This is a genomic window from Ohtaekwangia koreensis, from assembly GCF_900167975.1.
GTDB classification, from domain to species: domain Bacteria; phylum Bacteroidota; class Bacteroidia; order Cytophagales; family Cyclobacteriaceae; genus Ohtaekwangia; species Ohtaekwangia koreensis.
In genome coordinates this window covers 520,206-532,373 of record NZ_FUZU01000002.1, presented here as the reverse complement: position 1 = coordinate 532,373, position 12,168 = coordinate 520,206, and the positions used below count along the sequence as shown (strand labels likewise).

8 protein-coding genes are annotated in these 12,168 nt (G+C 40.3%); 1 reads left to right on the top strand and 7 read right to left on the bottom strand.

Features of this window, described 5'->3' with window-relative positions; all coding sequences use genetic code 11:
• Position 1 precedes the first annotated feature (1 nt).
• The 7 genes from B5Y40_RS15275 to recG form a co-directional block, all read right to left on the bottom strand.
• Complete coding sequence (locus B5Y40_RS15275) at positions 2–811, bottom strand: N-formylglutamate amidohydrolase (protein ID WP_079687660.1); 810 nt, start codon at positions 809–811, stop codon at positions 2–4.
• 11 nt (positions 812–822) lie between these two features.
• The gene (locus tag B5Y40_RS15270) at positions 823–2,100 is read right to left on the bottom strand and encodes a glycoside hydrolase family 3 protein (protein WP_079687659.1); all 1,278 of its coding nucleotides are present in this window, start codon (positions 2,098–2,100) and stop codon (positions 823–825) included.
• A 15-nt stretch (positions 2,101–2,115) separates the two neighbouring features.
• Positions 2,116–3,447, bottom strand: coding sequence for a D-alanyl-D-alanine carboxypeptidase/D-alanyl-D-alanine-endopeptidase (locus B5Y40_RS15265; RefSeq protein WP_079687658.1), 1,332 nt, complete (start codon positions 3,445–3,447; stop codon positions 2,116–2,118).
• 14 nt (positions 3,448–3,461) lie between these two features.
• Complete coding sequence (locus B5Y40_RS15260) at positions 3,462–3,971, bottom strand: DinB family protein (RefSeq protein ID WP_079687657.1); 510 nt, start codon at positions 3,969–3,971, stop codon at positions 3,462–3,464.
• 53 nt (positions 3,972–4,024) lie between these two features.
• A complete protein-coding gene (locus B5Y40_RS15255) occupies positions 4,025–6,691 on the bottom strand; it encodes a PAS domain S-box protein (protein WP_159453712.1) in 2,667 nt (888 codons plus the stop codon).
• 134 nt (positions 6,692–6,825) lie between these two features.
• Positions 6,826–9,582, bottom strand: coding sequence for a triple tyrosine motif-containing protein (locus tag B5Y40_RS15250; RefSeq protein ID WP_079687655.1), 2,757 nt, complete (start codon positions 9,580–9,582; stop codon positions 6,826–6,828).
• Between the two features lie 80 nt (positions 9,583–9,662).
• A complete protein-coding gene (gene recG / locus B5Y40_RS15245; protein ID WP_079687654.1) occupies positions 9,663–11,756 on the bottom strand; it encodes an ATP-dependent DNA helicase RecG in 2,094 nt (697 codons plus the stop codon).
• A gap of 141 nt (positions 11,757–11,897) precedes the next feature.
• Here recG and B5Y40_RS15240 point away from each other — a divergent pair, with 141 nt between their 5' ends.
• Entirely contained in the window at positions 11,898–12,161 is a 264-nt protein-coding gene (locus tag B5Y40_RS15240) for a hypothetical protein (RefSeq protein WP_079687653.1), read from the top strand.
• Positions 12,162–12,168: the final 7 nt, after the last annotated feature.

The window sequence follows — 12,168 nt, the reverse complement described above, 5'->3', positions numbered from 1 at the left end:
GCTAGCGTAATTGTGAAATCAAGTGCTGAAAATTTCTCTTTAATAACTGCTGCATGTGTTTCGCCCGCCCTTCGTGATAATATATTTCTGTATCATCCATATAGTGTACCTTGGGCATTTCAAGTTGAAGTGCGTGTTGATTCTCGGCCGGCTTACCGAATGTGCGTGTGATGGTGCCGCCTTTGAAAGGATGATTATGACTTACGGAGAAGGAATCTGAAGAGAGTATATCCAGTGTTGTTTGAATCAGATTCGGGGCGGCAGATTTTCCATCAGCGTCTCCAAGGATTAAATCCGGAAATTTTTCTTTCTGAATGGTAGTAACAACCTGGCGGATCGAATGGCAATCCCATAACAACACCGTACCGAATGCAGCCCTCATTTCATCCAATAATTGCTGAATCTTGTCATGATAAGGTTGATAGTATAATGTATGCCGCCTGGCGACTTCAGCCTCTGCTACTTCTTTCCGGTTGTCTATATATAGAGGTTCGCCTAAAAATGTTGTCGATGGGCAAAGCGCAGTAATGATTCGTCCATCGGAATATAGCGGCTTACTGTCCGGATCACGATTTAAATCGATCACCCAACGACTATAAATCGCAGTGATCATGGTCATGCCCATAGAAGGCGCAAAATCATACAGGCGATCCACAAACCAATCGGTATCGTCAGGTGCTTCGATCAGTGAAGTTTTGTACTGGCTGCGTATATCACGGGGAAATGCCACTCCACAATGCGGAACACTGACAAGGATCGGTACTGCCGGAACAGTCGGCCTATATATTTTGAAAGGTTCCTCGTGCAACATTCGTCCTATACTTAATCTTCACTTCTTTTCTTTTTCTTCTTCTTTTTCTTAGGCTCTGTTTGCGCTAATGATTCCTGCACTTTCGCTAGCTCGTCCGATTTACTTTTCAATTCTTCTTTCGCTGTAGCAAGGTCGGCTTCAGTTTTATTTAAAGCGATCTGTAATTTTTCGACAGTCTGTTTATCATTTGCCTCTACAGAGTTTTCGCCCAGTCGTTTTTTCAGAAGCATAATTCTTTTGAAGCTTTCATTGATTCTTGCTTGCGATATATCTCCTTTCTCTACCAATGAGCGAATGATGCTGTGTACTTTGTTAACGGTACGTTCGTCACTGCCAGAAATATTATTGGAGAACGTCATGATATCAACTCCACCTTGAATAGCGAGTTTTATAGCTTGTTCGAAGCCATAATGCTTGGTGATCGCTTGCATTTGCATATCATCCGTAAACACTACTCCACTAAAATGTAAACGCTTACGAAGTATACCAGTTAGTATATCCACAGACAGCGTTCCGGGATTTCCATTTTTATCAAGTTTCTTATTAACAATGTGCGAGGTCATAATAGCATCAGCATATCCGGAGTCTATGAGCAACTGATAAGGTTTCAACTCGCGCTCTTCCCACGTGTTGGTAACATCCGCTATACCAAGATGCGTATCAGCTTTCGAACTGCCGTGTCCGGGAAAATGCTTCAGCGATGTAATCACTCCATACTTACGATGTTGCTTGATAACTTCTTTCGCCATCAGCGCCACAGAATCTTCATTGGCAGAAAATGCGCGACCAAATTTTGCTATGATTGGGTTATCCGGATTGGATGCAAGGTCCACGACAGGAGCAAAGTTTACATTTATACCTAATCCGGCCAGTGTCGATGCCGTTGCCTCACTGTAGAAGCGAACCGAATCAAGCGTAGAAGCTTTTGCCATAGCAGCCGCTGTGATGGAGCGAGGAAATCCATATTTATCTTTAAGACGATTTACTCTGCCTCCTTCCTGATCTATACATATAAAGAGCGGTATAGGAGCAGCTTGCTGATAGGTCCACGTAATTTTTTTTAGTGCAACGAAAGAATTTTTAGCAGGAATATTTTTCTCAAAAATGATGATCGATCCAACTTTACCTTGTTTTACTTCCCGTAACACTTCTGCATCAACATCACCTTTGGGGAAACCAATCAGGATCATTTGGCCGATCTTTATATCAAGACTATCTATAGTCTGCGCAGATGTACTTTCTGTTAGCGCGACCGCCAAAAAAAACAGCGAATAGAAATACTTCATCATTATAAAAAAATTCGTTTAGTAAGCTTCATAGATTTTGTGCAAGATTTCCTGCATGTTATTGCGCACCTCACTCGTAGATTTAGCAAAGTGAGTATTCATAAAAGAAAAGATTAGCACCTTGCCACGCTTTGTAAGCAGATATCCACTGAGCGCGTGATTGTTGCTGAGCGATCCTGTTTTTCCAAATATATAGGGCTGCGTCTCTTTGTAGTAATTTCGGATCGTTCCCTTTTTACCGCCTATAGCCAGCAACGTAAAAAGTCTTTCCTGTGGCACCAGGGTATATATCTTCTCCCAAAGCTGAACAATGGAACGTGGCGTGAATAAATTAAAACGAGATAACCCGGAACCATCCTTCCATATAGGATCGTCTGATAAATCATTCAAAAAGTTCTTCTTTGAATATTCAATCGCTATTTCAGTTTTCAAAGTGTCGCTTAGTGTACCGGCACAGAGTAACAACAATTGTTCTGCAATAAAATTATCACTCTCCTGCATCATGATGCGATACAGACTATCAGAAGGTATATTGAAAATCGTTAATGCAGTGGAATCGAATGGCTTGTTTAAAAGCGTAACGCTTTTGTTGAGTGTGTCACTCAACAGCGTTGCTGTTAAGAAAGGAGAAATTTTCAGTGGAACATCAATTACTTTAGATGATACTTTGGTGCCGGGTATATATGTAAAAACATTTTTATCAGATTCCCGGTTTGCATCTGCACTGGACTGTGGAATTCCGATGCGTAATTCCTTTTTAAAGAATGGAGGTTGTATTTCCGGTTTGTTGCCGATGGCTTGTATAGCGGCAATGTTTCCGTAGATTGGCAAAGGAGATCGTTCCGCTGAATAGTAAGAGCTGTAATCATCCCACGCCCATCCCGGACCAAAATGCTCTGTATCAAAATTCGAAACAGAAAAGAATAATTTATAGGGCGAAGCTTTTAGAAAATTGTAAACGCGTCCGTTGGTATATACATTCTTGTATAGCAGACCAGGATCACCGGTTCCCCAGAATATCAGCGAGTCACCATGTACTATATATCGTAAGCCCGGAATAGAGTCGCCCAGAATTTTAAGACTTGTAAAAAATGTAAAGATCTTGGTGTTAGAGGCAGGCGTAAAATATTGTGCGCCCTGATAGTCGAACAATGTTTTCTTTTTAGCAGGATCATAGAGAACGAACCCCACATGATCTTTAAACTTTTCTTCCGTAGCGTGAAACGTCTTCGATAGTGCCCGATTGGAAATCGGAGAGCAGCTATAGAATACTGAAGATGAAAGTGCTATAGATAAGAACAGCCACTGAAATGACTTTGAAAAAAATGGATGGTCGCTATAATTAGTCATGCTTGCAGAAGCTTTTACAAATAGCGTTCCTTCAGAATTTTCCGGTGATGCGACTCATGTCCCGCGATAATATAGCCGAGGTTAAGAACAGAGAGCTCTGCTTTGTTGGCAGTACCGGTCCGTTGCAGCATGGCTGGTGTGAAACTTCGGAACAGATCGATTGTAGTAGCACGAAGACGCTCTATTTCATTTGCCAGTTCTTGAATGGTGCGAGCATCTGCATTCGCTTCAGGAGCATAATCATTTTCTTCGAAACCATGCAAAGCCGTTTTATCGTTACGAGCAAAACGCAGTGTACGATACGCGAAGATGCGTTCAACGTCCAGCAGATGACAAAGTAATTCCTTGACGCTCCACTTTCCGGTTTGGTAACGAAAGCCTCCTTTCTCTTCTGGTATAGACCTCACAAGTTCCAGAGTAAGCTTGTTCGATTGAATCAACGCCTCTATCAGGTCGAGCTCTTTCACATGTTCAACATAGCCTTTATAAAAAGGAGCAACGGATTGTAGATCTGGTCTTGTCATCTTTCAAAAATACTTAAAAGTTAATCCAAGACAACCCACTTTCCATTAACGGCTTAACCGTTAGGCAAGGTTATTTTGATGTTGGTTCCTTTGCCGTGCTCACTTGCAATCTGGATTTGTCCCCTTAATTTTTCTACGGCTTGTTTCACGATGTACATACCAAGGCCTGAACCCTGAGAGCGATCAGTGGCGCGGTAAAACATATTAAAGATCTTGCTAAGATATTCTTTCTTTATACCGATACCGTTGTCGATGAATTCCAGCGTTGCATAGTGGGAAGTCACCGTGATATTTATTTTCAGGTAGCTTATAGCTTCCGGGTTATAGTATTTATAGGCGTTGGAAATAATATTGCTAAAAATTATCTGAACCCGAAGTCTATCGCTGATAAAGGGAACATCATTGTCAGATTCTGTAAGTTGAATTTGTACCGATTTAAAGTTTTCGAGGTACTCCAATTCGCGAATGCACACTATAGCAATCTCTTTGGGATCAATAACCTCCGGTGTCATTTCAGTCCTGTTTACACGTGCATAGTTCAACATTGAACTGATGAACTCGTCCAGCTTTTTTATGCGACCTTCAATTTTGGTGAGGTATTGATGGTGATTGGAAGTATCATTATCAAGATTCGCCAGGTTTACTAAACCCATAATAGAACTCAAAGGTGATCGCAGGTCATGTGAAGTTTTATACATGAGTTGATCAAGCTCAAAATTTCGTTCTGATAATTCTTCGAGTGTTGTTTTGAGCTCTTGCTCTTGTGCAGCAAGTTGAGCGTTCTGTTGAAGAAGCTCTTCATTTAATTGTCGTAAGCGCTCTTCAATTGTTTTTCGCAAACTGACATCGCGCGAAAAAATTGCAACACCGGTAACTATACCGGCTTCATTTCGAATAGGATTTAAGGAGACTTCAAAGACTATATCTTTTACCAGTTGCTCTTCAATGATAAATTGCTCACCACCAAGCGCGCGCTGGATTTGGAATCGTGCTGTTTTCTTTAATGCAGGAGGTAGCGCTTTCAGGAATGATTCTCCAAAAGCTATATCTGTATTGAATAACTTTTTAAATATAACGGCATGCGCCCTGTTGAAAGTTATATACTTTATATCCCGGTTCACAGCAAAGACCTGATCGTTTGTACTTTCCAGTACACCGCGGAGATTAGCATTGATCGATTTAATGATCTCTTCAAATTGTTTACGCTCGGTTACATTGTTAACAAAAACAGCGGCACCCATGATTTCGTTACGGCTATTGCGTATAGGGTTAAACGTAGTTCTGATATAGCCAGTAAATCCCGGGTATTGAAGATGATGCTCTGATACAAAATGACGACCTTCCAGCGCTTTCTGTATTTCTGTTTTTACCCACGCATAGTCAACAGAACCCTTGAGATAATTCAGTTTATTTTTACCCACTTCTATATCTGCATCATAAAGTAATTTCATGATGCGTTTATGATTGTGGTTAAACGTGATATAGTTGAAATCTGAATCTACGGCATATATAGACTCTTTGGTACTCTCAAGCACACCGCGGAGATTCGCATTCAACTGGTTGATTCTTTCCTCCGCATTCTTGAGTTGTGTAATGTCGGTAATGAATCCAATAAGAAATTTTTCCTTTTTGTCGTTCGTAAAAGCAGACTTTATAGTAAGAAGATCATGAACGCCTCCCTTGCGTGACGTGATTTTTTCAAGAACGCTTATAGTCTTGCCGGTTGATAGTACTTCATTATCAACTCTCCAGAAAGCGTCAGCTTCTTTTTTAGGAAGGAAGTCACGATCTGTTTTGCCCTGTAGCTCACGTTGCGATCGGCCAATAAGATCAGCAAATTTTTTGTTGAACATCAACCATCGATGCTTCTCGTCTTTTACAAAAATCGGAGCGACTACAGTATTAATTATATTCGTAAGGAAATTACGCGACTCCTCTAATGCAGCGGCAGCTTCTTTTTCAGCGGTGATATCACGAATCGTTCCTACAAAATAATTTTCCTTTCCTTCATGTTTCAGTAAACTCACATTGAGTATTCCCCAAAACACTTTTCCGTTCTTTCTTTTAAAAGAGGTTTCAACTCCTTTTAAAAAATGATTCTTTCGAAGCACACGCAAAATTTTTTCCGTATCCTTTGGACGCTCATATATTTCGGAAGGCTTTATTTTTTGAACCTCTTGAAGACTCCTATAGCCGAACATTTTTAAAAATGCCTGGTTAACATGAAGGAATTTTTCTTTTATAATTCCCATGTAAATTCCTTCCGAAAGATTACGGTTGATAGTCTCGAGCAGCTCCTGACTTCTGAATGCTTCCTCTGCTATAACTTTCTGTTCTGTGATATCACGAAAGTTTGAGACTATCCCTTCGACACCCGGTATATGAGTAAAATTTGTTAAGATTGATTCGGCCCAAATGAAATGTCCTTTCTTATGTTTTATTCTTTGAAAAAGTTTAACACTTTTTCCAGGTGTATGAAGAAGTTTTAGAAAAGCTTTACGCGCTTCTGCTACATCATGCGGATGAACAAAAAACGTCCCGCTGTTTCTAAGTACTTCTTTTTCAGAATAGCCACAGACTTTTTTTACTGACTTGCTGGCGAATTTTATATAGCCTGAAGAATCATACACAACAATACCTTCATGCGCGTGCTCAATGAGAGCTCTGAAGCCGCTCTCTGTTATCGTGGGTGTATGTTTACTTGCTTTGGCGGATTTCACATTCCTTTTCAATTAAGTGCAACTTTACAGAAGTAGATACTCCTATCACATGAATGCATGCATTGAGTAGGTAAATTCATGTGCCCGACAAAAGGTAATTAAAGTTTGTTACTAAACGGTAAAGAATGTGATGTTTACTGCTCTTCTTTTCCGCGTGAAGCATTGCCGGGTTTAGGTTCAAGAAAGCGGTAAAACCGACTTGAGGTATCTATAGATCGCAACATCAGATTACGTAAGTATCCTTCAACAGGAAGTATAAGGAAAGCAACCACTACTTGCATAAAGAAATCAGTAACCGGACTTTCCTTTGTTTCAAAAGCTGAACTTGCAACAGTTTGAATAAATTGAATCAACATAATAATAGTTAACAACGAGAGCAATCTGCTGATGATCCGATAGCGATTGCTAAGACGGAAAGATAAAAGCACTAACCCTGAAAATACCAGGAACTCGAGCGCATAGAACCACGGCCGCTGCCAGTATGGGGGGAGCACTTCGAACACAACGTCTGGCAACGCATGAACTTTGCCAAATATATCGCGTGATTGTACCATCAATGTATAGTCATCGGAAGGTAAATATGGATAGTTCACAATGCTGTTGCTGGTGGCCCAATCAGACCAGTCTTTATCAAGACCTTTAAGACGATAGCGATATTCTATAGCTTGTGGTGCGAGATAATCAGGTTGAACAACTTCGAAGGTTAATGCACTTTTGTTTTCTTCTACTTCAAAATTCAACAAATCTACTTTTGCATCGTTATTGCGAACCGTTCTGAGCAAGGGCTCATTGCCAGCTTCATATGGAGTAAATTTTTCTCCGAAGAATTTATATAGCTCATTGGTCTCGGTGATCAGCCAAAGATTTTCTGCTTCATGGTCGATGGATACAAAGCGAAGATTCTGAAATAAGTTTAACAGTTGGAGATTACTTTGACCATGCGCCTTACCCAACAAGTTCCACGTGTGCTTATCATTATATAGTATATTTTGTCCATCGGAAAAATAATGGATAGGCTTTGTCAAGGAATCGATCCGTTCGAATGAATTTTTCTTACGATCGAACCGCTGAAACCCCTGGCCACTCGCCAGTATAACTTCATTGTTAAGACGAATACAGCTTATGGTATTGAACGCAGGATTATCAATGACTATCGTTTGAATATTTTTAACCTGGCCATCCGCTATATCTAGTCGATATGCTTTATCAAGTGCACACAACCAGAGCTCCTGACCAACGCCATCTACAATTGCATCGATGTGATCATCTACATTCTCAAGAAAATTCAGTGGTTGCCATTTGTCATCTGCAGTTAATTGAAATGCGCGTACTTCACTTGCGTAGGTAGAAAACAAAAGCACATTCAGATTTGATGAAGCATATCCCGTTAGTACAGGCTCCTCTACTATAGGGCGCGCTACCAATCCATTGATTTCAAAAGCACCGGCTAGTCCTGCAGCAATTAACTTTCCATTGTATTCGAAAAGCTGCGTTACTTTTGCATCAACACCCTGAATCTTTTTATATACATATTGCGATGACCTTAAAACTCGCTCAACTTTTTTTACCGAACGACTGGTCTTCTGAAGTGACTTTGAGGTGTTGTCTTTTGTGGAGGCAATGTCTTCTTTCTTTTCAGCTGCTGAATTTTTTGAGTTCTCGCGACCTCTTCTGAAGAATTGCAAAAATCCTCTCTTCTTGGATTCTTGCTGTCGAGGTGTTGGTTCTATTGTTTGCTTTGAATCGCTGGCCGATGCCTTTGCATTGTTTGCTTGTTGTGGTACTTTCTCCTTTACCTCTACATCTATATAGTATGTGATTTCCTCGTATACTTCTTCTTTTTCAAGTTTGAATAAACCAAGTGATGTCCCTACATATTCCCTTCCCTCAAAGGATAATGCACAAAGTAAATTACCTGCTAATCCATTATAATGGCTAAAAGAACGAAAGGGTAAATAAGGAGCAACGCGGGTGAATCCGTATTCATGGGCAGACCAGATGCATAAACTTTTGTCAAGCATCAAATCATATACTTCATTGTCAGGAAGACCAGTGTTATAGTTAACGATTTCTTGTGTGTTTCCAGATCCGGATTGTACGAAGATCATTCCTCCACGCAATGTTCCAAGCACAAACAAATCTCTGTTCACCCAACTTCCATTAACAACTACACTTGCATCGGCATACGCCTGATCCTGAAGTTTAATTTCCTTCATGCGAAGATCTTCGCCTGTGATAAAAATTTTATTGTTGGAAAGACCAAGAACATAAAAGTTATTCAAGCCGCTGCTGAACGTTACTTCAGCATCCTTGGGGAGTCCCAGTGTAGCACTGAGAAGTTTGTCATCACTGATTTTAAATATCCCCCCACGCTGCGTATTTATATATACCGAGCCAAACAGTTCAAATACATTTCGAAAGGTTCCTGTAAGATTTGAAGATTTGATGATTACAGCTGGCTGGCTTTTATGTTCTATATATATAGCTTGTTCTGAAACAAAGTATAGCTTGTCGTTGCTAAACAGATTTTGAAACACATCTCCCACGCCAGCCGCTGAAAGTGTTTTCAGTTTGTGATCTCCGGGTACATTCGTGTCTATTTTTCCATAGCCGCCAGTACCGCTCCAGTATATTTCTTTTTGCTTATTGAGTTGCAGCGAATATACCGCACCGTTACCAGAAATAAGATCCCAGTTACGACCGTCAAATTCAAGCACACCACTACGTGTGGCAAAGTACATTACCCCACGATCGTCCTGAACCATATCAAAGCAAACATTACTAGATCGCTCTTCTTTACCAGGAGAATAATGAGAAAGAAAATAATTGCCGGTTTGACTATATGTCTGAAAAAAAACAAGCAGTGAAGCAAGGAGAAAAATATGGCGCATGCAGGAAGAGCTTGAGGGTAAAGATAAAAAATGCCCGAAGGTTAACCAACTGAACGATTGGCATTTAAGAAATTAAGGTGTTAGCTTATCCGGCTCCAGTTTACAACCGTCTTTCGGATGGATTCAATTTGTGTTTTGATCACTTTATTTTCAGGTTTCTCCAGCTCCGGGTCTTTCTTTAATACGTCTATAGCAACTTCGCGTGCGAGTTGTAAGATAGGGCCGTCCTTTGCGAGATCGGCAATCAACAAATCCAATGCACCACTTTGCTGTGTGCCCATAATATCCCCGGGGCCACGAAGTTTAAGATCCGTTTCTGAGATCTCGAATCCATTGTTTGTTTTTACCATGGTTTCGATGCGCGTTTTTGAATCGGCACCTAATTTATAGTCAGTCATTAAAATACAATACGACTGCTCTGCGCCACGCCCCACTCTCCCGCGAAGCTGATGAAGCTGCGACAATCCAAAACGTTCAGCATTTTCAATAACCATTACCGATGCGTTAGGTACATCTACACCAACTTCTATAACCGTGGTTGCCACCATAATTTTAGTTTCAGCTTTAATGAAGCGAGTCATTTCAAAATCCTTCGCCTCAGGTTTCATTCTGCCGTGAACAATGCTTACGGCTATATCTGGAAAAGCACGGCAAACACTTTCGTATCCGTCCATTAAATGTTTTAAGTCAAGTTTTTCAGACTCTTCAATCAACGGGTATACCATATATACTTGTCGGCCGGCTTCAATTTGATCACGCAGAAATTGATTCACCTGCAGACGGTGAGCATCAAATCTGTGAATTGTTTTTATAGGTTTTCTTCCGGCTGGCAACTGATCAATAACCGATACATCCAGATCACCATATAAAGTCATCGCCAATGTTCGTGGTATAGGCGTTGCCGTCATAACCAATACATGTGGATATAGGCTTACATTTTTTTGCCAGAGCTTCGAGCGTTGCGCTACACCGAAACGATGTTGCTCATCTACGATGGCTAAACCAAGATTTTTGAATTGTACTTCTTCTTCCAGCAATGCGTGTGTACCGATAAGTATTTTTAATTCTCCGGATCGTAATGCTTCATGAATTTCTTTTCTCGCAGATTTTTTTGTGGATCCGGTGAGTAAAGCAATGGGTAATTGCATTTTATCTGCATACCGTTTCAATCCATTATAATGTTGTTGCGCGAGAATTTCCGTAGGAGCCATCAAGGCTGCTTGCGCTCCGCTACTCACGATTACAAGTGTGCAGATAAAGCCTACAATTGTTTTACCACTCCCTACATCTCCTTGCAACAGACGGTTCATTTGCTTGCCTGATTTCAGATCTCCATAAATTTCCTTGATTACTTTTTTCTGCGCATCCGTGAGAGCAAAAGGCAAATGCTCATTGTAGAATTTAGTAAGCAATGATGCATCCTGAAAAACCTGCCCTTTGAATTTGTCCTGGCGAACAAGTTTCATTTTCAGCAAGCGCAATTGAATATAGAACAGCTCTTCGAATTTTAAGCGCTGCTGTGATCGCGAGAGTAAATCGATACTTTGTGGAAAGTGTATATTAAGCAAAGCATCTTTTTTCGGTATAAGTTTATAGCTGTCCAAAAGATTTTTTGGAAGTGTCTCACGAATTTTATCGCCCGATTGCAATAGAAGCTCTTGCATTAACTTCGCTATAGCTTTACTATCAAGGTGTCTCGTTCGCAATTTTTCTGAAAGCGGATATACCGGTTGCAGAAATCCACCTTGCTCATTTTTTCCCGTTAGAACTTCTATTTCCGGATGTGCAATATTGAATTTACTTCCGTAGCGAGAGGGTTTTCCAAAGACAACATATTGGACACCAACTTTTAATTTTTCATTTATCCAATTGATTCCTTGAAACCATACTAACTCTAGTTCGCCTGTTTCATCTGTGAGTTGTACCGTTAAACGTTTTTTAAAACCAGCTCCAATTAATTCCTTCTTTTTCAGAATACCTTTTACCTGCACAAATGGTAAATCATCGGATAGTTCTTTTATACTATAAAATTTTGTGCGGTCTTCGTATCGGAAAGGGAAGTGTTGGATTAAATCACCGAAGGTGAAGATGTTCAACTCTTTATTTAACAATGACGAACGCTGTGGCCCAACGCCTTTCAAAAATTCTACTGGGGTATCAAAAAATGCAGCCATCCGTCAATTAATTTCATAACAAAGTTTCAAAATAAGAACGTATTGCAGATAAGTGAAATTTATTTCATGTGTTGAAGAGAAGTGTCAAAAAAAGCGGTTACTAAACAAATTGCGGTACCATAAAGTAAAGTTGTATAACGTATGAAGGCGGAGATTAAAATCTACAAGGGAATTGAATATGTGTTGGTGAGCCAGTTGCCTGCTGAACAGCAGACCATTATTTCACAAACCATAAGTAAGAGACTTTATATAAAGATTCTTATTGATGGAAAGATTGTTGGCAATTGCCTACAATATAAGGATTATGACTTTTGGTATGAGAATGTATACCGCCAGGGAGACAAACCCCTGCAGACAAGAGTTCTTGAAACAGAAAAAGATACTTCTGCTCTTGTAGATGGTTGATCTTTCC